At 68.9% G+C, this 19,370-nt stretch carries 19 protein-coding genes; 15 read left to right on the top strand and 4 right to left on the bottom strand.

The window, feature by feature from the left end; all coding sequences use genetic code 11:
* Window positions 1-494: 494 nt before the first annotated feature.
* The 10 genes from P9849_RS14415 to P9849_RS14460 all read left to right on the top strand — a co-directional run bounded on the left by P9849_RS14415 (window position 495) and on the right by P9849_RS14460 (window position 11,722).
* On the top strand, window positions 495-1,277 hold the full coding sequence (locus P9849_RS14415) for a TIM barrel protein (RefSeq protein WP_278267414.1): 783 nt from the start codon (window positions 495-497) through the stop codon (window positions 1,275-1,277).
* 71 nt (window positions 1,278-1,348) lie between these two features.
* Entirely contained in the window at window positions 1,349-2,227 is an 879-nt protein-coding gene (locus tag P9849_RS14420) for a 2-hydroxy-3-oxopropionate reductase (protein WP_278267415.1), read from the top strand.
* A gap of 197 nt (window positions 2,228-2,424) precedes the next feature.
* On the top strand, window positions 2,425-4,203 hold the full coding sequence (gene gcl / locus P9849_RS14425; protein WP_278267416.1) for a glyoxylate carboligase: 1,779 nt from the start codon (window positions 2,425-2,427) through the stop codon (window positions 4,201-4,203).
* Window positions 4,204-4,345: 142 nt separating this feature from the next.
* Window positions 4,346-5,482, top strand: coding sequence for a glycerate kinase (locus P9849_RS14430; protein WP_278267417.1), 1,137 nt, complete (start codon window positions 4,346-4,348; stop codon window positions 5,480-5,482).
* 12 nt (window positions 5,483-5,494) lie between these two features.
* Window positions 5,495-6,853: an allantoinase AllB gene (gene allB, locus P9849_RS14435; RefSeq protein ID WP_278267418.1), complete on the top strand. Its 1,359-nt coding sequence runs from the start codon at window positions 5,495-5,497 to the stop codon at window positions 6,851-6,853.
* A gap of 9 nt (window positions 6,854-6,862) precedes the next feature.
* Entirely contained in the window at window positions 6,863-7,543 is a 681-nt protein-coding gene (locus tag P9849_RS14440; protein ID WP_278267419.1) for a winged helix-turn-helix domain-containing protein, read from the top strand.
* 247 nt (window positions 7,544-7,790) lie between these two features.
* Complete coding sequence (bcp, locus tag P9849_RS14445; protein WP_066216386.1) at window positions 7,791-8,270, top strand: thioredoxin-dependent thiol peroxidase; 480 nt, start codon at window positions 7,791-7,793, stop codon at window positions 8,268-8,270.
* A 240-nt stretch (window positions 8,271-8,510) separates the two neighbouring features.
* On the top strand, window positions 8,511-9,704 hold the full coding sequence (locus P9849_RS14450) for a GAF domain-containing protein (RefSeq protein WP_278267420.1): 1,194 nt from the start codon (window positions 8,511-8,513) through the stop codon (window positions 9,702-9,704).
* Between the two features lie 123 nt (window positions 9,705-9,827).
* Window positions 9,828-11,351 (top strand): aldehyde dehydrogenase family protein, encoded by a 1,524-nt coding sequence (locus P9849_RS14455; protein ID WP_278267421.1) that lies wholly within the window; start codon window positions 9,828-9,830, stop codon window positions 11,349-11,351.
* Complete coding sequence (locus tag P9849_RS14460) at window positions 11,351-11,722, top strand: DUF779 domain-containing protein (protein ID WP_278267422.1); 372 nt, start codon at window positions 11,351-11,353, stop codon at window positions 11,720-11,722. The genes P9849_RS14455 and P9849_RS14460 overlap by 1 nt, the downstream gene beginning before the upstream one ends.
* Window positions 11,723-11,847: 125 nt before the next feature.
* Here the strand turns inward: P9849_RS14460 and P9849_RS14465 are convergent, their stop codons facing one another.
* The 4 genes from P9849_RS14465 to P9849_RS14480 form a co-directional block, all read right to left on the bottom strand.
* Window positions 11,848-12,648: an ABC transporter permease gene (locus P9849_RS14465; RefSeq protein ID WP_278267423.1), complete on the bottom strand. Its 801-nt coding sequence runs from the start codon at window positions 12,646-12,648 to the stop codon at window positions 11,848-11,850.
* A gap of 11 nt (window positions 12,649-12,659) precedes the next feature.
* Window positions 12,660-13,595 carry an ABC transporter permease gene (locus P9849_RS14470; protein WP_278267424.1) on the bottom strand — a complete coding sequence of 312 codons (936 nt, stop codon included), beginning with the start codon at window positions 13,593-13,595 and terminating at the stop codon, window positions 12,660-12,662.
* Between the two features lie 2 nt (window positions 13,596-13,597).
* A complete protein-coding gene (locus P9849_RS14475; RefSeq protein WP_278267425.1) occupies window positions 13,598-14,785 on the bottom strand; it encodes an ABC transporter substrate-binding protein in 1,188 nt (395 codons plus the stop codon).
* Between the two features lie 129 nt (window positions 14,786-14,914).
* The gene (locus P9849_RS14480; RefSeq protein ID WP_278267426.1) at window positions 14,915-16,003 is read right to left on the bottom strand and encodes an ABC transporter ATP-binding protein; all 1,089 of its coding nucleotides are present in this window, start codon (window positions 16,001-16,003) and stop codon (window positions 14,915-14,917) included.
* Window positions 16,004-16,230: 227 nt separating this feature from the next.
* Here P9849_RS14480 and P9849_RS14485 point away from each other — a divergent pair, with 227 nt between their 5' ends.
* The 5 genes from P9849_RS14485 (at window position 16,231) to P9849_RS14505 (ending at window position 19,297) form a co-directional block, all read left to right on the top strand.
* Window positions 16,231-17,013: a GntR family transcriptional regulator gene (locus P9849_RS14485; RefSeq protein WP_278267427.1), complete on the top strand. Its 783-nt coding sequence runs from the start codon at window positions 16,231-16,233 to the stop codon at window positions 17,011-17,013.
* Window positions 17,000-17,719, top strand: coding sequence for a cache domain-containing protein (locus P9849_RS14490; RefSeq protein WP_278267428.1), 720 nt, complete (start codon window positions 17,000-17,002; stop codon window positions 17,717-17,719). Before P9849_RS14485 ends, P9849_RS14490 begins: the two co-directional genes overlap by 14 nt.
* Window positions 17,720-17,916: 197 nt before the next feature.
* Complete coding sequence (uraD, locus tag P9849_RS14495) at window positions 17,917-18,414, top strand: 2-oxo-4-hydroxy-4-carboxy-5-ureidoimidazoline decarboxylase (protein WP_278267429.1); 498 nt, start codon at window positions 17,917-17,919, stop codon at window positions 18,412-18,414.
* Window positions 18,411-18,752: a hydroxyisourate hydrolase gene (uraH, locus tag P9849_RS14500; protein WP_278267430.1), complete on the top strand. Its 342-nt coding sequence runs from the start codon at window positions 18,411-18,413 to the stop codon at window positions 18,750-18,752. Before uraD ends, uraH begins: the two co-directional genes overlap by 4 nt.
* A gap of 176 nt (window positions 18,753-18,928) precedes the next feature.
* Window positions 18,929-19,297 (top strand): hypothetical protein, encoded by a 369-nt coding sequence (locus P9849_RS14505; RefSeq protein WP_278267431.1) that lies wholly within the window; start codon window positions 18,929-18,931, stop codon window positions 19,295-19,297.
* The last annotated feature ends 73 nt before the right edge of the window (window positions 19,298-19,370 follow it).

Raw genomic sequence — 19,370 nt, forward strand, 5'->3', positions numbered from 1 at the left:
TAGCCCTCACCGCTGACAAGAATTTTGCCGCGCCGCCGCATCTGGCAGCCCCAGCCTCAAATCCGCGCCCCAATTGGCTTTCCGCGCCCCAATATCGGCGCCGAAAGCCAATTGGGGCGCGAAAATCCAGCGACGGCCGCGCCGGACATCCCGTCGCGCCACCGAGTAGCCGCCCGCCGGGCGCTTCTCCCTTGTCGGCGCCCGGATTTCGTTCCGGCGCCCCAATTGTCGCACCCGGACGAATTCCGGGCACCGGAACCGCCGCCGCGCCTCCGCACGCCCCGCGCCCCACCCCCCAACACGTCAGATTTTTGTATCCCATCCGCTCAGACGTGACCCACCCCACTTGACGCCCACCCTCAGCCCTCCGTAAACTTTCACTAAGCAAAACTTTCCTTCCACAATGTGGAATCTAGCCGAGAGCGGCGAGAGGACACGGACGGAAGGACTCCGAAGACCACCAGCAGGGCAAAGACGCCCGGGAAGGACACGACATGACCTACTCCGTGAACTGCTCAATCCTCTTGACCGAGCTCCCCCTCCTGGAGCGCCCGGCCGCCGCCAAGGCCGCCGGCTTCGACGCCGTCGAGTTCTGGTGGCCCTTCGCCGAGGCCGTCCCCGCCGACAAGGACGTGGACCAGTTCGTCAACGCCATCAACGACGCCGGCGTCCAGCTGGCCGGCCTCAACTTCTTCGCGGGCGACATGCCCGGCGGCGACCGCGGCCTGGTCTCCTGGAAGGGCCGCTGCGGCGAGTTCAAGGACAACATCGACGTCGTCGTCGGCATCGGCGAGCGCCTCGGCACCAAGGCCTTCAACGCCCTCTACGGCAACCGCCTCGACGGCTTCACCCCGGAGGAGCAGGACGAGCTCGGCCTGAAGAACCTGGTCGCAGCAGCAGAAGGAGTCGCGAAGATCGGCGGCACCGTCCTCCTGGAGCCCGTCTCCGGCACCCCCACCTACCCGCTCAAGACGGCCGCCGACACCTTCGCGGTCATCGCCAAGACCCAGGAAGCCGGCGTGGACAACGTCAAGTTCCTGGCGGACTTCTACCACCTGTCCGTCAACGGCGACGACGTGGCCGCCGTGATCGAGAACCACACCAAGGACTTCGGCCACATCCAGATCGCCGACAACCCCGGCCGCGGCGCCCCCGGCACCGGCGACCTCCCGCTCGGCGAGTGGGTCAGCCGCAGCCGCGAACTCGGCTACACCGGCTACATCGCCCTGGAGTACAAGCAGCCCCAGGAATCGGCCTTCTCCTGGCTGGTCCGCTGAGCGGCTGCCGCCCCGGCCGCCCCAGCACCACCACAGATTTTTAGCTCACCTCAGCTAGCAAAGGATTTCCAATGACCAACGTCACCGTGATCGGCCTCGGCATCATGGGCCTGCCCATGGCCAAGAACCTCGTCAAGGCCAGCTTCACCGTCACCGGCTTCAACCGCTCCCAGGACAAGATCGACGCACTCGTCGAGGCAGGCGGCAACGGCGCCGGCAGCATCGCCGAATCCGTCAAGGACGCCGACGTCATCATCACGATGGTCCCGGACTCCCCGGACGTCGAAGGCGTGGTCTCCGGCCCCGAAGGCGTCTTCGCCAACGCGAAGTCCGGCGCCCTCTGGATCGACGCCTCCTCCATCCGTCCGGACGTGGCCGCGCGCCTCTCCGCCGACGCCCGTGAAGCCGGCCTCCGCCCGCTGGACGGTCCCGTCTCCGGTGGCGAGCAGGGCGCCATCGACGGCGTGCTGTCCATCATGGTCGGTGGCGAGGCCGCCGACTTCGAGGACGCACAGCCGGTCCTCAACGCCGTGGGCAAGACGATCGTCCACGTCGGCCCCTCCGGCTCCGGCCAGACCGTCAAGGCCGCCAACCAGCTGATCGTGGCCGTCAACATCCAGGCCCTGGCCGAGGCGGTCACCTTCCTCGAAGCGTACGGCGTGGACACCGACGCCGCTCTCAAGGTCCTCGGCGGCGGCCTCGCCGGCTCCAAGGTCCTCGACCAGAAGGGTCAGAAGATGCTCGACCGCAACTTCGACCCCGGCTTCCGCCTGGCCCTCCACAACAAGGACCTCGGCATCGTCACCTCCGCAGCCCGCGAAGCAGGAGTGGTGGTCCCGCTCGGCTCCGCCGTCGCTCAGCTGGTCTCCGCCCTCGTCGCCCGCGGCGACGGCGGCCTGGACCACTCCGGCCTCTTCAAGCTCACCACCGAGCTGTCCGGCAAGAACTGACCACTCCACCGACGTTGCGTGCTCAGCAGATGCGGCTTCCGGCCCGGAACACCCGCGACAACTGAGCACACAACACCCCAGACCGTACGACGGCGCGTGCGCACCACCCGCTCACGCATCACCTCCCGCAACAAGGCCGCGAGAGCAGCCCACGCGCCGTCGTCGCACCCCTTTCAGACTTTTTCAAGGAGCAAACCATGGCAAAGATGCGCACCGTTGACGCTGCCGTAGCCATCCTGGTGAAGGAAGGCGCCATTGAGGCGTTCGGCCTGCCTGGCGCGGCGATCAACCCCTTCTATTCCGCGATGCGCGCCAACGGCGGCATCCGCCACACGCTGGCCCGCCACGTGGAAGGCGCCAGCCACATGGCTGACGGCTACTCCCGTGCCGCCGACGGCAACATCGGAATCTGCATCGGCACCTCCGGCCCCGCCGGCACCGACATGATCACCGGCCTCTACGCCTCCTGGGCGGACTCCATCCCCATGCTCTGCATCACCGGCCAGGCGCCCGTGGCGAAGCTGCACAAGGAGGACTTCCAGGCCGTGGACATCGAGTCCATCGCCAAGCCCGTCACCAAGATGGCCATGACCATCCTGGAGCCCGGCCAGGTCCCCGGCGCCTTCCAGAAGGCGTTCCAGCTCATGCGCTCGGGCCGCCCGGGCCCGGTCCTCCTGGACCTGCCGTTCGACGTGCAGATGGCCGAGATCGAATTCGACATCGACGCCTACGAGCCGCTCCCCGTGGAGAAGCCCCGCGCCAACGCCGTGCAGCTGGGCAAGGCCCTGGACATGCTGCTCGCCTCCGAGCGTCCGCTGATCGTGGCCGGCGGCGGCATCATCAACGCCGGCGCCTCGGAGAAGCTCGTGGAGCTGGCCGAGATCCTGAACGTCCCCGTGATCCCGACCCTCATGGGCTGGGGCGTCATCCCGGACGACCACCAGCTGATGGCCGGCATGGTGGGTCTGCAGACCTCGCACCGCTACGGCAACGCGACGTTCCTGGAGTCCGACTTCGTGATCGGCATCGGCAACCGGTGGGCCAACCGCCACACGGGCGGCCTGGACCTCTACACCCAGGGCCGCAAGTTCGTGCACATCGACATCGAGCCCACCCAGATCGGCCGCGTGTTCGCGCCGGACCTGGGCATCGCCTCCGACGCCGGCGCCGCCCTGGAAGGCCTCGTGGAACTCGCGAAGGAGCGTCAGGCCGCCGGCCGGCTGCCCGACTACACCGCCTGGGTGGACGCCGCGCAGGAGAAGAAGGGCAAGCTGCAGCGCAAGACGCACTTCGACAACGTGCCGATCAAGCCGCAGCGCGTGTACGAGGAGATGAACCGCGCCTTCGGCAAGGACACCACCTACGTCACCACGATCGGCCTCTCGCAGATCGCCGGCGCGCAGATGCTGCACGTCTTCGGCGCACGCCGCTGGATCAACGCCGGTCAGGCGGGCCCCCTCGGCTGGACCGCTCCCGCCGCCCTCGGCGTGGTGCGCGGCAAGCCCGGCGAGACCGTGGTGGCCCTCTCCGGTGACTACGACTTCCAGTTCATGATCGAAGAGCTGGCCGTGGGCGCGCAGTTCAACCTCCCGTACATCCACGTAGTGGTGAACAACTCCTACCTCGGCCTGATCCGTCAGTCCCAGCGCGGCTTCAAGATGGAGCAGAACGTCTCCCTGGCGTTCGAGAACATCAACTCCCCGGAGACCGCCGGCTACGGCGTGGACCACGTCAAGGTGGCCGAGGGCCTGGGCTGCAAGGCCATCCGCGTGCAGAACCCGGACGATCTGGGCGCCGCTTTCGAGAAGGCCCGCGCCCTCACGGAGGAGTTCCAGGTCCCGGTGGTGGTGGAAGTGATCCTCGAGAAGATCACCAACATCTCCATGGGCACCGAGCTGGATAATGTGACCGAGTTCGAAGAGCTCGCGGAGAAGGGCGAGGACGCCCCCACCGCGGTGGTCTCCCTGCTCGACTGACGCCTCCTCGTCCGGCAGGGAACGCCCGGCCGGACGAGGACACCAGGCTTCACGCCTCACCCCGGGTGGCCCGCCGTCGCTGTCGTCAGCACGGCAGGCCACTCGGATCTGAAACACCCACCGCACTGACGAAGGAGTCCACATGCGGATCGTGATCGCACCGGATAAGTTCAAAGGCTCGCTCTCGGCCCCCGAAGTCGTGGCGCACCTGGAAACCGGGCTGCGTGCCGTGGACGGCTCCCTCGACATCGTGGGCGTCCCCGTGGCCGACGGCGGCGAGGGCACCCTCGACGCCGCGATCGGCTCCGGCTTCTCCCGCCGGTGGGTCCGCGTCGCCGGACCCACCGGACAGCCCCTCGACGCCGACTTCGCCCTCCGTGACGATGAAGCCGTCATCGAGATGGCCCTCGCCTCCGGCCTCGCCGTCCTCCCGGATGGCGTGAAGGACGGCCGCGGCGCCACCAGCCTCGGCACCGGCCAGCTGATCCGCGCCGCACTCGACGCCGGCGCCCGGACGATCGTGCTCGGCGTCGGCGGCAGTGCCAACACCGACGGCGGCGCGGGCGTCATCAAGGGCCTGGGCGGCCGCTTCCTGGACGCCTCGGGCGCTGAGCTGCCCGACGGCGGCGCCGCGCTGGCCGCGCTGGACCGCATCGACCTCTCCGGGCTGGACGTCCGCCTGGAACGGACCCGCTTCATCCTGGCCAGCGACGTGGACAACCCCCTCCTCGGATCCCAGGGCGCCCCGGCCGTGTTCGGCCCACAGAAGGGCCTGAGCCCGGAGGACGTCACCGAGCTCGACGCCACACTGGCGCACTTCGTGGAGGTCCTCGGCCGCGAGATCGGCCTGCAGGCGTCCACCGCCGCGGCGGCACCCGGCGCCGGGGCCGCGGGCGGGGTGGGCTACGCCGCCCTCGCCGTGCTGAACGCCGAGCGGCGGCGGGGCGTCGACGTCGTCCTCGACTTCACCGGCCTGGCCGCGAAGCTCGACGGCGCCACCCTGGTCATCACGGGCGAAGGCAGCCTGGATGAGCAGAGCCTGGGCGGCAAGACCCCGATGGGCGTCGCCGACGCGGCACGCGCCGCCGGGGTCCCGATCGTGGCCGTCTGCGGACGCACCACCCTCACCGACGCACAGATTTCCACATCCGGGATCCAGGCCGTGTACTCGCTGACCAGCATCGAGGAAGATGTTGAGAAGTGCATCACTCAGGCCGGACCGCTGGTGGAGAAGCTTGGCGGCATCATCGCCAACAGCCTGATCAAGCAGAGCAACTAGAACAGGATCAGCATGTCTGAAGAACAGAACACCCCCGCAGAGTTCGACCTCGTCATCCGCGGCCAGCGCGTCCTCACGAGCGCCGGCATCGCGCCGCGCGAGGTCGGCGTCAAGGACGGCCGCGTCGTGGCCATGGAGCCCCTCGGCAACAACCTGGTGGGCGCGGAGACCGTCGAGCTGGCCGATGATGAGACCCTCATCCCCGGCCTGGTGGACACGCACGTGCACGTCAACGAGCCCGGCCGCACCGAGTGGGAAGGCTTCGCCTCCGCCACCCGCGCCGCTGCCGCGGGCGGCGTCACCACCATCATCGACATGCCGCTGAACTCCGTGCCGCCCACCACCAGCGTGGAGAACCTCGAGCTCAAGCGGTCTGTGGCACGGGACCAGGCGTTCGTGGACGTCGGGTTCTGGGGCGGCGCCATCCCGGGCAACACCGAGAACCTCCGCCCGCTGCACGACGCCGGCGTCTTCGGATTCAAGTGCTTCCTCCTGCACTCCGGCGTGGACGAGTTCCCGCATCTGGAAGCGGACGAGATGGAGACGGACCTCGCCGAGCTGCGCACGTTCGACTCCCTCATGCTGGTCCACGCCGAGGACTCCCACGCGATCGACCGCGCCCCGCACGCCGAGGGTGACGTCTACGCGAAGTTCCTGGCCTCCCGCCCCCGCGGCGCGGAGAACAAGGCCATCGCGGAGGTCATCGAGCGCACCCGCTGGACCGGCGCCCGCTCGCACATCCTGCACCTCTCCTCCTCGGACGCGCTGCCCATGATCGCCACCGCCAAGCGGGACGGCGTGAACGTCACCGTGGAGACCTGTCCGCACTACCTGACCCTGAACGCCGAGGAGATCCCCAACGGCGCGACGGCGTACAAGTGCTGCCCGCCGATCCGCGAGGCGTCCAACCGCGAGCTGCTGTGGAAGGGCCTCGAAGAGGGCACCATCGACTGCATCGTCTCGGACCACTCCCCCAGCACCCTGGACCTCAAGGACCTGGAGAACGGCGACTTCGCCGTCGCGTGGGGCGGCGTCTCCTCCCTGCAGCTGGGTCTCTCCCTCATCTGGACCGAGGCACGTCACCGCGGCATCCCGCTCGAGAAGGTCATCTCCTGGATGTCCACCCGTCCGGCCGAGATCGCCCGGGTCCCCAACAAGGGCCTCATCGCGGTCGGCTATGACGCGGACTTCTCCATCTTCGCCGCGGATGACGCCTTCGTGGTGGACGTCCAGCGCCTGAAGCACAAGAACCCGATCACCCCCTACGACGGCCGGGCCCTGTCCGGCGTCGTGCGCAAGACCTTCCTCCGCGGCCAGGTGGCCGACGGCACCCAGCCGATCGGCAAGCTGATCCGCCGCGGGGGCATCTAGGCGGCAGGCATGAGCGCCCAGCCAGTACACCACCGCTCCGACGCCGGGCATCCCGTGCCGGCGGGTGGTCCCCGCACGGGGGCCGTCCGCCGGGCGGCGGCGCCGGAACCCGCGCAGGGTGCGCGTCCCCGCATGGCCGCACACGGAGCCGCGCTGTTCTTCCAGACTCCGGAGGAGCTGACCGACGAGCAGTTCGCACGTCTCGAAGAGCTCATTCTCACCCGTCTGCACCATCTGAACGCGGACGCCGAGGCGATGCTCTGGAACGTCCCGGACGCCGAACTCGAGGACGCCCGGGAGACCGCCCTGGCCGAGGACGCGGCAGCCTTGGAGGCCGCCGATGCGGTCGCCTCGGGTGACGACGGGCTCGTCCATGAGGTCGACGTCGACCTCGCCGCCGACCAGGTGCGGGTGGACGGGGTGCCCGTCTCCTTCAGCGGCGTCGAGTACCGTCTGCTCCGCTACCTGGTGCAGCACTGCTCGCGCTCCGTGCCCCGGCAGGAACTCGCGGATTTCCTGATCTCGCTGGACGCGACCGCCGCGCCCCGGTCGATCGACGTCTATGTGAGCCGGATCCGCCGCAAGCTCGGTCCCGTGCGTCACGTAGTGGAAACTGTGCGCGGAGGCGGATACCGTTTCCAGGCAGGCAGGCACTCACGGGTGCGCGGCCCCGCCGAGTACAGCATCTGAAAGACAGCGCCTGACCCGCCCGCAGCACCGGAGCGGAATAGGCGGGGCTCCCGAAGCGCTGTATCCCTCAGACATGAGGAGGGCCGGGGCATCCCGACCGTCCGGACCGGAACTCCGCGGCGCCGCGGGACTTCGTCCGTGACCACGGAGACCACCGAAACCGCCCGCCGCGACCGACCACCTCCGCCACGCCCCTGTGCGGCGGAGACCACTGACCAGAGACCACCGACGAGAACGAGGATCCACCATGACTGCACCGAGCACCGTCAAGCTCCTTCCGGGCACCGAAGCCCCTGATTTCGCCTTGACCGACGCCCGTGGCGAGACCCACAGCCTCTCGGACTACCGCGGCAAGAACGTGGTGGTGTACTTCTACCCGAAGGCCGCCACCCCCGGCTGCACCACCGAGGCCTGCGACTTCCGCGACTCCCTGGCCAGCTTCAAGGGCCACGGCTACGAAGTCCTGGGTGTCTCCCCCGACAGCCAGGAGGCCATCTCCTCCTTCGCCGACGACTTCAGCCTGACCTTCCCGCTCCTCGCGGACGAGGATCACAAGGTCGCGCTGGCCTACGGCGCCTGGGGCGAGAAGCTGCTCGACGGCGAGGTCGTCGAGGGCATCGTCCGCTCCACCGTCGTGGTGGACCCGGAGGGCAAGGTCAAGCTGGCCAAGTACCAGGTGGCCGCCGAGGGCCACGTCTCCGAGCTGAAGACCGAACTGGGTCTCTGAGCCCTCTGCACTGAGCCCTCCGTTCTGAGCCCTCCGTTCTGAGGGCCCGCACCGCAGGGTCCTCTCCACGGGTTCCTCCGCACGAGCCGCCCGTTGGCCGCCGTCCCTTCGGGGATACGGCGGTCACCGGGCGGCTCGCGGCATTCCCGGGATGCGCCGTCCCCACACTGCAAGGTCCCCACCCAGGGCCGTCCCCACACCGCAACGTCCTTGCTATGTGACGGGTGTCATACTGGGCGGGTGGAAAGCGGAATGCGCGCCGAGGTCGCGGACTCCTGGCACCGGTCCGCGGCGGCCGGTGTCCTGGCGGAGGAACCGGCGGCCCCGATCACCCTGGACCACGCGGATCTGCAGGATGTCCGCGCGGCCCATCCGCTCGCCCAGGTGTTCCCCCTCCTCGACGACGTCCTCGGCCAGGCCGCCCGGGACTGCGACGCCGTCATGGCCGTGTCGGACGAAGCCGGCCAGCTGCTCTGGGTGTGCGGTTCGCCCTCGGCCCTGCGCAAGGCGGAAGGCATCGGCTTCGTCGAAGGCAGCAATTGGGATGAGCGCCTGGCCGGGACCAACGCCCCGGGACTCGCCCTGCGCCTGGACGGGCCGTCGATGATCACCCGCTCCGAACACTTCCGGCAATCCGTCCGGAGCTGGAGCTGCGCGGCCGCACCGATCCACGACCCGGCCACCTCCCGGCTCCTCGGGGTGCTCGACGTCACGGGAGGAGACACGATCGTGGTGCCGCAGACGATGGCCCTGGTCAAGGCCGCGGTGCGCCTGGCCGAGTCCGAACTCGCGCGCGAGGTGCGGGCCGCCGTCGCACCGGGGCCGGTGGCGCGCCCCCAGCTGCGGCTCGAGCTCCTGGGCCGGAGCGAAGCACTGCTCCTCCTCGACGATGCCCGCGGCCACCGCGCGCGCCTCCGCCTCTCCCCGCGGCACAGCGAGCTGCTGGCCCTCCTGGCGAGCGCGCCCCAGGGCCTCTCGGGTGACGAGCTGGCCGTGCTCCTCTATGAGCACGACGGCGGCTCGTCCACCCTGCGCGCGGAGGTGAACCGCCTGCGCAACCTCCTGAGCGAGGAGTTCCTGGGCTCGCGGCCGTACCGGCTGCTGGCGGAGGTGAGCGGCGACTGGCTGGCGGTCGAGGCGAAACTGGCCGCGGGCGACGTCGGGGGCGCACTCCGGCTGTTCCACGGTCCGATGCTGCCTCGGTCCACGGCGCCCGGCGTCGTGCGGCTGCGTGAGGCACTCAGCCACCAGCTCCGCGCCGCTCTCCTGCACTCGCGGCAGCCCGATCTCATCTCCGCCTGGACCCGCTCGGCGTGGGGTTCGGACGACTACGAGCTCTGGACCCGGCAGCGGGACCTCCTCTCCCCCGGCGCGCCGCTGCGGGCCCTGGCGGAAGGCCAGTTGGCGCGCCTGGAGCGCGAGCTGGGGCTCTGAACCCGAGGCTCCCGCACACCGAGCAGAAGCGGCCACCGAAGCAACATCGCTGCAACGTCGCCGGTTCTAGCGTGTGAAGTGCGTCACCGTCGACGCGCAACATGCACAGGCAAGGGAGCACTCATGACCGTCTACGCAGCACCAGGCCAGGCCGATTCGCTGGTCACCGTCCAGCCGCGCTACGAACACTTCATCGGGGGCGAGTGGGTCGCCCCGGTCAAGGGCCAGTACTTCGAGAACATCTCCCCGGTCAACGGCAAGCCGTTCACCGAGATCGCCCGCGGCACGGGCGAGGACATCGAGGCGGCCCTGGATGCCGCACACGCCGCCAAGGACGCCTGGGGCAAGACCTCGGCGGCGGAACGGGCCAACATCCTCAACAAGATCGCTGACCGGATCGAGCAGAATCTGACCATGCTCGCCGTCGCCGAGACGTGGGAGAACGGCAAGCCCGTCCGCGAAACGCTCGCGGCGGACCTGCCGCTCGCCGTCGACCATTTCCGCTACTTCGCCGGAGCCATCCGCGCGCAGGAGGGCGGCATCAGCGAACTCGACGAGAGCACCGTCGCGTACCACTTCCACGAACCGCTCGGCGTGGTCGGGCAGATCATCCCGTGGAACTTCCCCATCCTCATGGCCACCTGGAAGCTCGCGCCGGCACTGGCGGCGGGCAACTGCGTGGTGCTCAAGCCGGCCGAACAGACCCCGTGGTCCATCCTCAAGGTGGTGGAGCTGATCGCCGATCTCCTGCCGGCGGGCGTCCTGAACGTGGTGAACGGCTTCGGCGTGGAAGCAGGAAAGCCGCTCGCCTCCTCCAGCCGGATCGCGAAGATCGCGTTCACCGGCGAGACCACCACGGGCCGGCTGATCATGCAGTACGCCAGCCAGAACATCATCCCGGTGACCCTGGAGCTGGGCGGCAAAAGCCCGAACATCTTCTTCGAGTCCGTGGCCGCGGAGGACGACGCGTTCTACAGCAAGTCCCTCGAAGGCTTCGCGATGTTCGCTCTGAACCAGGGTGAGGTCTGCACGTGCCCCAGCCGAGCCCTGGTGCAGGAGTCCATCTACGAGCGCTTCGTCTCCGACGCCGTGGTCCGCACGGAGAAGATCGTGCAGGGCAACCCCCTGGACGACGCCACCATGATCGGCGCGCAGGCCTCGCGCGACCAGCTGGAGAAGATCCTCAGCTACCTGGAGATCGGCAAGCAGGAAGGGGCGAAGGTCCTCACGGGCGGCGAGCGCAACATCCTGGAAGGCGATCTGGCGGAGGGGTACTACGTCCAGCCGACCATCTTCGAGGGCAACAACTCCATGCGGATCTTCCAGGAGGAGATCTTCGGCCCCGTGGTGTCCCTGACGTCCTTCTCCGACGAGGCCGACGCCCTGGGCATCGCCAACGACACCCTCTACGGGCTGGGTGCCGGGGTCTGGTCGCGGGACAACGCCCAGCTCTACCGCGCGGGCCGGTCCATCGAGGCCGGCCGCGTGTGGACCAACTGCTACCACGCCTACCCTGCGGGGGCGGCGTTCGGCGGCTACAAGCAGTCCGGCATCGGGCGGGAGAACCACAAGATGATGCTGGATCACTACCAGCAGACCAAGAACCTGCTGGTCTCCTACGCACCCGATCCGCTCGGTTTCTTCTGATGGCCCGTGTGGCGGTCACCGCGGAGGCGGCGGAGCTGATCCGCCGCCTCACGGCGGACCACGGGCCTCTCATGTTCCATCAGTCCGGCGGGTGCTGCGACGGGTCCGCGCCCATGTGTTACCCCGACGGCGAGTTCCTCCTCGGGGACGCGGACGTGCGCCTGGGCGCCCTCGCGGTGGGCCTGGAGCGGGAGGTTCCCGTGTGGATGTCCGCCGCGCAGTTCGAGTACTGGAAGCACACGCACCTGACCATCGACGTCGTGCCGGGCCGCGGCGCGGGCTTCTCCCTGGAGGCGCCGCTCGGCGTGCGCTTCCTGACCCGCTCCCGGATCCTCACGGACGAGGAGTACGCCGAGGACGAGGGCCTCTGACCACCCCTCTCCTTCGGAACCCGCACGCGAAAGCACAGGTGGCGCCCCTGAACCGAGGTTTTAGGGGCGCCACCTGTGCTTTCGCGTGCGGAGGGCTTTCGCGGGACGGGGGACTGACGAGTGCCCTACTTCCCCGCCACCGTGTCCGAGGACAGCTTCTGCGCCAGCCAGATCGGGACGATCGACACCACGATCAGGACCACGGCCACCACGTTGACCACGGGCGCCTGGTTGGGACGGAAGAGGTTCTGCAGGATCCAGATCGGGAGCGTGGTCTCGCCCGCCCCGATCGTGAACGTGGTCACGATGATCTCGTCGAAGCTGAGCGCGAAGGCCAGCAGGCCACCGGCCAGGAGTGCCGAACGGAGCTGTGGGAACGTCACCTGCCAGAAGGTGGTGAACACCCCGGCGCCCAGGTCCGCGGACGCTTCCTCGAGGCCCGGGTTGACCCGCCGCAGCCGGGCGATGACGTTGTTGAACACCGTCACGATGCAGAAGGTCGCGTGAGCCACCACCACGGTGAACATGCTCAGCGGCACCCCGAGGATGGTGGTGAACATGTTGTTCAGCGCGATGCCGGTGACGATGCCGGGCAGAGCGATCGGCAGGATCACCAGCAGGTTCACCACGTCACGGCCGAAGAAGCGGTACCGCTGCAGCGCCAGGGCGAGCAGCGTGCCCAGGACGAGCGCGATCAGCGTCGCCACGGCGCCCACCCAGAGGGAGGAGACCAGAGCCGAGCGCACGCCGTCGTTCTCGAAAGCCCGCGTCCACCACTCCAGGGTGAAGCCCTTCGGCGGCCAGCCGAAGGTGCGGTCGGCGTTGAACGAGTTGACCACCACCAGGAGCAGCGGCGCGTAGATGAACAGCAGGACCAGCCCCGTGATCAGACCGAGGATCCCTTTGGCACTCCGTGAAAGTCTCATGGGACGCCTCCTTACAGCTCGTCCAGGGCGCCGGTCCGGCGCACCACCAGCAGGTAGATCATGATGATCGCGATCGGGATCAGGGAGACCGCCGACGCGAAGGGCAGATTGTTCGCCGCGCCCACATTGCTGTAGACCACGGTGCCGAGCATCTGGGTCTTGCCGCCCACGATCTGCGCCGTGATGTAGTCGCCGAGGGTGAGCGAGAACGTGAAGATGGTCCCCGCGATGATCGACGGCACCAGCAGCGGCATGACCACCAGGCGCACCGTCATCCAGGGCTTGGCGCCCAGGTCGCCGGAGGCCTCGAGCAGATTGCCGGGCACCTTCTCGAAACCGGCGTGGATCGGCAGGATCATGTACGGCAGCCAGATGTAGGAGAGCGTGAGGATCACGGCCACCTCCGAGTACCCGGGCGAGCTCACCCCGAGCGGCGCGCCCAGCCATTCGAGCAGACCGCCTTCGGCGAGCACATTGCGCCAGGCGTACGCCTTGACCAGATAGCTCGCCCAGAGCGGCATGAGGACCGCGACCAGCAGGAGTTTCTGCCAGCGGGCGGAGGCCACCTTCGCGATGAAGAACGCCAGCGGAATGGCGACGACGGCGTCGATCACCGTCACGAGCACGGCGATCCACAGCGTGCGCAGGGTGATGCCCTGGTACACCGGGTCGAAGAGCGCCTGCTTGATGTTGTCCAGGGTCCAGACCTGGGACACCTTGCCGGTGAACGTGTCCACGCTCCACAGCGCGGTGATGAGCAGGGTCGCGAGGGCCGCGATGTAGACGAGGACCAGCCAGCCGGCCGGCGCCGTGAGCAGACCCGCCAGGCGGGCACGGGGTGAGCGGTACAGGAACCCGGAGAGCGGGCTCACTTTGGCCCGGGGGACGCCGCCGGAGGCGCCTCCCCGCCCCGGATCGACGCCGGGCCGGCTGAGCTGGAGTGACATGATCAGCCCTTGATTTCCGTCCAGGCCTTGGTCCAGGCCGAGTAATCCGTGCACTTGGCATCGGTGCGGCCGTCCAGGCACTTCTCCACGGGCGTGGTCCAGTACCAGATCTTGGACGCGTAGTCGGCGTCACCGGAGTGGTAGGTGGCGCAGTGCTTCTTGTCCGCGGTCAGATCGCAGGCCTTGGGGTTGGCCGGGGATTCGCCGAAGTACTCGGCCACGGCGGCCTGGGCCTTGGGGCTGGCGATGTAGTCGAGCCACTTGTAGGAGCAGTTGGGGTTCTTGGTCTTGGACCCGATCATCCAGGTGTCGGACCAGCCGGTGGCCCCCTCCTCGGGAAGCACGGTGGCGACCTTGGTGCCGTTGCCGGTGGCGATGTTCGCGCCCACCTGCCACGTGGTGCCGATGACGGTCGAGCCGGAGGCGAAGGACTGGACCTCCTTGGTGACGTCGTTCCAGTACTCGCCGACGTTCTTCTTCTGGTCCTTGAGCAGGTTCTTCGCGGCGTCCAGCTGCTTCTCATCCAGCGCGTACGGGTTCTTGATGCCCAGGTCCGGCTGGTGTTTCATGAGGTACAGGGCGGCGTCCGCGATGTAGATGGGCGAGTCATAGGCGGTGACCTTGCCCGCGTGCTGCGAGCCGTCCTCGAACACGGACTTCCAGGAGGTGGGCGCGGGGCTCACCTTGTCCGTGCGGTACATCAGGAGGTTGGCGCCCCAGCCGTGCGGCATGCCGTAGTTCTTGCCGTCCACGGTGTTCCAGGCCTTGTCCTTGAGGAACGGCTCGATGTCGTTGTAGTTCTTCAGCAGGCTCGTGTTGACGGCCTGGACGTCACCGCCGGCGATCAGGCGCAGCGAGGCGTCGCCGGAGGCGGAGATGACGTCGTACTGGCCGGTCCGCATGAGGGTGACGGCCTCGTCCGAGGTGCCGAACGGCTTGAAGCTGACCTTGCAGCCGGTCTCCTTCTCGAAGGGCGTCACCCAGTCGACCTTGGGGTCGTTCGAGCCGTCTTCGACGTAGCCGGGCCAGCCGAGGATCGAGACCTGCCCTTCGCCCTGTCCGATCTCCTTCATGGCCGGGGTCTGGGCGGCACTGCCGCCGCCTCCGCTGGAGGTGCCACAGGCGGTGAGGGCGAGCGCGGCGACGGCTGCGATGCCCGCCACCTTGAGGCGCATGCTGTTCTGAGCCACTGTTCTGTCCTTTCGGTGCTTACTGCTGAGTGAATCGTGAGGTGCTGGGGGAACGACGACGGCGCACGGCCGGCCGGGTGCCGTCGTTCGCGCCGCGCCGGGTTCCGGGAGCCCCGGCCAGGCCGGGGGTCAGGCCGCCTCGGGCAGCCAGACGGCGTCCCGCTCGGCCCAGGAGACGGTGACCCGCCGGCCTTCGAGGGCGTCCGTGTCCGGCACGTCCTCGTGGATCAGCGCGACGACCGTCGGACCCGCGTCCAGGGCGATGTGGACCTGGGTGGCGTGGCCGATGTAGACGGCCGAGGTGACCTGGCCGCTCAGGGCGCGGGGGCCGGCGTCGTGCGCCGCGGCCTCCCAGTCGAGGCGCAGGCGTTCGGGGCGGAGCACGAAACTGGTGCCGGGGCCCGCTTCAGTGCCGCCGATCCCGGACGGGAGGATGTTCGAGGTGCCGACGAAGTTCGCGACGAAGCCGCTGAGAGGACGCTGGTAGATCTCGTGGGCGGAGCCGATCTGCGCGATCCTGCCGTTGCTGAACACCCCGATCCGGTCGCTCATGGTCAGGGCCTCCTCCTGGTCGTGGGTGACGAAGATGAAGGTGATGCCGAGGGACCGCTGGAGTTCCTTGAGTTCGATCTGCATCTGCTGCCGCAGCTTGAGGTCCAGGGCGCCGAGCGGTTCGTCGAGGAGGAGGACCTTGGGCTCCACCACGAGGGCCCGGGCGAGGGCGACGCGCTGCCGCTGGCCGCCCGAGAGCTGCGCGGGGCGCCGGTCCAGGAACTTGCCGAGCTGGACCCGGTCCAGGGCTTCCGCGGCGCGTTCCCGTCGCTCGGCCTTCGCCATCCCCCGGACCCGGAGTCCGTAGGCGACGTTGTCGATGAGGGACATGTGAGGGAAGAGCGCATAGTCCTGGAAGACGGTGCTGACATCCCGTTCGAAGGGCGCCTTGGTGCTGACGTCCACGCCGTCGAGCTCGATGGTCCCCGAGGTGGGGAGTTCGAAGCCCGCGATCATGCGCAGCACGGTGGTCTTGCCGGAGCCGGACGGTCCCAGCATCGAGAAGAACTCGCCCTGGCGGATGTCCAGGTCCACCCCGTCCACGGCGTTCACCTCGCCGAAGGTCTTGACGAGGTTCGTCAGCCGGATGGCCGGGACCGCGTCCCGCGTCTCGGGGGCGTCCACCGCCGGGGAGGAGGCCGGGTGGCGCATCGCCTGTTCGCTCATCGCAGTGCCTTTTCTGTGGTCAGGGGCCCTTTCACGGCCCGGAGTCCGGAGTGCGCGGCCACCGTGACGTGGCTCACATGCAACTTCTGGGCTAAAGACTATTACTTAAGAGGATTTATGTATAGACCCAGATTCCGAGCCCGGCTAGCATGGCGTGTAAGCCGGGATCCCGGCCCGCTCCAGCCGCACCGACGCCGCGGGGAGTCACGCCAGGAGAGGGGTCACGGATGTCGCTCTCACCCCTCGGCGCGTCCCGTAGCCTCGCCGCGCTATTCACCCCCATCAAGTCCGGGGGCCTGGTGGACGAGGTCTGCTCCCGGATAGAACTGGCCATCGAGACCGGCCTGCTCACGGCCGGGCAGCGTCTGCCCAACGAGGTGGAACTCGCCTCGGCCCTGGGCGTCTCCGCCGTCACCACCCGCGAAGCGCTCTCCCAACTGCGCGGCCAAGGCCTCATCCGCACGGTCCGCGGGCGCAGCGGCGGCAGTTTCATCGCCGACGACGCCCTGCCGTCCCCGCAGAAGGCCCGCCAGCGCCTCGCCTCCCTCACCCGGCTCCAGATCAGCGACCTCAGCCTGCACTACCAGGCGATCGCCTCCGCCTGCGCCGGCCTGGCCGCCCGGCGTGCCACCGCGGACGACGTCGACACGCTCGAAGAACTCGCCTTCCTGCCCGGCACGGACACCGAGGATCCCCTCGCCTGGCGCATGGCGCACTCCGAATTCGTCCTGGAGATCGCCGCCGCCGCGCGATCCGCACGCCTGGCCCGCGAACTGCTCCGCATCCAGGCGGAGCTCGGCACCTTGACGCTGCTGCCCTTCGGGGAACAAGCTTTTCGCGTGGAGGCCACCCGGCTCCATCAAGCCCTCGCCACCGCCATCGGACAGCACGATCCCCCCACCGCAGAGTCCTTGGTGCGCGAACTCATCCAGAACATCAGTTCATGGCTGCTCAACGAACTCGCCTCGGAGCAGCTCAGCCGCAAGGAGGCGGCTCATGACACACACTGACCCCATCACCCTTCCCCAGCCCGCCGAGGACGCCCCCGAGTCCATCCGGCACCTGAACGCCCTGCTCGACACCCTGGACGGCCGCCTGGTGGCCTGGGCCGGGCAGACCACCGCCTGGCTCGCGGCCACGCCCCGGATCACGAGCACCGCCGTGGACAAGGTCATCCGGCCCGCCGTCGAATCCCTGCTCCACCAGCCGGGCTCGCCGTTCGCGGGGGCCGGCTTCATCGCGAACCTCGGCCTCCTGGCACCCGACCGCAGCTACATCGCCTGGTGGCAGGGCGATGACATGGAGCGCGTCGACGCCCTGGCCAACTTCAGCCCCCAGCCCGTCAGCCGGTACATGCGGGCCGAGTGGTTCCGCGTCCCCGTCTCGACAGGCCTGCCGCACGTCACCGGCCCGTACATCGACCTGCTGTGCACGGACGAGTACGTCTGCACCTTCACGCACCCGGTGTTCCGCGACGGTCTCGTGGCGGGCGTCGTCGGGATGGACGTGACGGCGCAGAATCTCGAGGTGATGGCACTCGCGTCCCTGCGGACACTGGGGCCGGAGGCGGCCCTAGTGAGCGACGCCGGCCGCGCGATCGTGGCCGTGAGCCCCTCGGTGGACCCGGGCGACGCCGTGCACGCAGCACCGGGCTCGGCCTCCTACCGCCTGGGTCGCCACTTCATGGCCCACTCGGCGGTCACGCCCGTCGGCTGAGCATCGCCTTCGTGACACGTCCGCGCGCCTGTGACGCTTGACACCCACCCCTCTCGCGCCGTTCAATAATTACGCATATTGAAAATCAACTTTCGCAATGCGAAATTGTGAGGAGCTTCCGTCGGGGTGGTCCCACGCGACGTCACCGCCGCGCCCCTCCCCGCCCGGGACGCCTCCACGCAGAGGACAGAGGACACATGACGCTCGACGAATTCAACGCCCTGTCGCGGGAGGACGCCATCGCCGTCGTCCGCCCGTGCCTGGACATCCAGCGCTGGATCGAGGCCGTGGTGGACGCGCGTCCCTACGCCTCGGCCGGGGAGCTGAGTGAGACGGCCGGGTCCGTCGCGGACCCGTTCACCGCGGAGGAGCTCGAAGCCGCGCTCGCGCATCACCCGCGGATCGGGGAACGGGCCAAGGGGGACAGCAAGGAGGCCTCGCTGTCCCGCAACGAGCAGTCCGCCGTCGACCCCAGCGACCGCGAGGTCCAGGAGGCCCTGGCCACCGGCAACGCCGCCTACGACCAGAAGTTCGGCCGGGTCTTCCTGATCCGCGCCGCGGGCCGCAGCGCTCAGGAGATCCTGGCCGCGCTGAACGAACGCCTGGGCAACACCCCGGAAGAAGAAGACATCATCGTGGCCGAGCAACTGCGCCAGATCGCCGTGCTCCGCCTGGAAGGAGCCGTGCAGGCATGAGCGTTTCCCAGATCACCACCCACATCCTGGACACCGGTTCCGGCCGTCCCGCCGCCGACGTCCCCGTGATCCTCTTCGCGGGCGGCGACGGCGCCTGGAACGAGATCGCGCGCGGCGTCACCGACGCCGACGGCCGGATCAAGAACCTCGGCCCCGAGTCCGTCCCCGGCGGCACCTACAAGCTCAACTTCGCCACGGGCGCCTACTACGAGGGCCAGGGGCAATCGACGTTCTTCCCGGAGGTCGAGCTCACGTTCGCCGTGGCGGACACGGGCGAGCACTACCACGTGCCGCTCCTCCTGAGCCCCTTCGCATTCTCCACCTACCGGGGCTCCTGACCCCCTCTCCCCCTCTCCCCCTCTCCCGCGAACCGCCAGTAGATGCCCGTATCGCCACCGCATACGGGCATCTACTGGCGGTTCGCGCATGAGCGGAGCGGGGCGACGAGGGACCCTGCGGGCCTGCACGGGCAACTCGCAGGGAACGTCCAGTGATCCGGGATACCCTTGGAGGCATGCAGCAGGACCCCGCCTCCTCCGGCGACACGACGTTCGAACAGCGCCAGATCACCGTGCGTACCGCCCCGAAGTACGTGCCGTTCCTGGTGCTCGGCGGCCTCATCGGCCTGGCCGTCGCCGCGATCTCCGCTTTCGGGTTCCCCAACCCGCAGTCGGCCTCCAACCCGGCCCGGTCCTACGACCCCAGCACGGTCTTCGGGTTCCTGGCCGTCCTGTTCGCCGGCATCGGCGTCGTCCTCGGGGCCATTGTGGCGCTGATCCTGGACCGCGTGGGCCGCAAGCGCAGCCGCATCGCAACCGTTCAGGCCCTCACCCCGGAAGAGGACCGCGCAGCCGAGCAGGCCGAACGGGATGCCGACGCCTGACGGCGTCCACCCACCTCCCCCGCGGCCGCCGCACCGCTGCTGAACAGGCTCTTCACCGCTTTCCGTGACCCTC

This window comes from Arthrobacter sp. Y-9 (genome assembly GCF_029690065.1).
GTDB lineage: Bacteria > Actinomycetota > Actinomycetes > Actinomycetales > Micrococcaceae > Arthrobacter_E.

Coding starts and splice junctions, on each gene's coding strand:
- P9849_RS14485 (WP_278267427.1), top strand. CDS start 16,231: ATGTCGCTCTCACCCCTCGGCGCGTCCCGTAGCCTCGCCGCGCTATTC.
- P9849_RS14505 (WP_278267431.1), top strand. CDS start 18,929: ATGCAGCAGGACCCCGCCTCCTCCGGCGACACGACGTTCGAACAGCGC.
- P9849_RS14420 (WP_278267415.1), top strand. CDS start 1,349: ATGACCAACGTCACCGTGATCGGCCTCGGCATCATGGGCCTGCCCATG.
- P9849_RS14465 (WP_278267423.1), bottom strand. CDS start 12,648: ATGAGACTTTCACGGAGTGCCAAAGGGATCCTCGGTCTGATCACGGGG.
- bcp (WP_066216386.1), top strand. CDS start 7,791: ATGACTGCACCGAGCACCGTCAAGCTCCTTCCGGGCACCGAAGCCCCT.
- uraD (WP_278267429.1), top strand. CDS start 17,917: ATGACGCTCGACGAATTCAACGCCCTGTCGCGGGAGGACGCCATCGCC.
- P9849_RS14460 (WP_278267422.1), top strand. CDS start 11,351: ATGGCCCGTGTGGCGGTCACCGCGGAGGCGGCGGAGCTGATCCGCCGC.
- P9849_RS14455 (WP_278267421.1), top strand. CDS start 9,828: ATGACCGTCTACGCAGCACCAGGCCAGGCCGATTCGCTGGTCACCGTC.
- allB (WP_278267418.1), top strand. CDS start 5,495: ATGTCTGAAGAACAGAACACCCCCGCAGAGTTCGACCTCGTCATCCGC.
- P9849_RS14415 (WP_278267414.1), top strand. CDS start 495: ATGACCTACTCCGTGAACTGCTCAATCCTCTTGACCGAGCTCCCCCTC.
- P9849_RS14490 (WP_278267428.1), top strand. CDS start 17,000: ATGACACACACTGACCCCATCACCCTTCCCCAGCCCGCCGAGGACGCC.
- P9849_RS14470 (WP_278267424.1), bottom strand. CDS start 13,595: ATGTCACTCCAGCTCAGCCGGCCCGGCGTCGATCCGGGGCGGGGAGGC.
- P9849_RS14430 (WP_278267417.1), top strand. CDS start 4,346: ATGCGGATCGTGATCGCACCGGATAAGTTCAAAGGCTCGCTCTCGGCC.
- gcl (WP_278267416.1), top strand. CDS start 2,425: ATGGCAAAGATGCGCACCGTTGACGCTGCCGTAGCCATCCTGGTGAAG.
- uraH (WP_278267430.1), top strand. CDS start 18,411: ATGAGCGTTTCCCAGATCACCACCCACATCCTGGACACCGGTTCCGGC.
- P9849_RS14480 (WP_278267426.1), bottom strand. CDS start 16,003: ATGAGCGAACAGGCGATGCGCCACCCGGCCTCCTCCCCGGCGGTGGAC.
- P9849_RS14440 (WP_278267419.1), top strand. CDS start 6,863: ATGAGCGCCCAGCCAGTACACCACCGCTCCGACGCCGGGCATCCCGTG.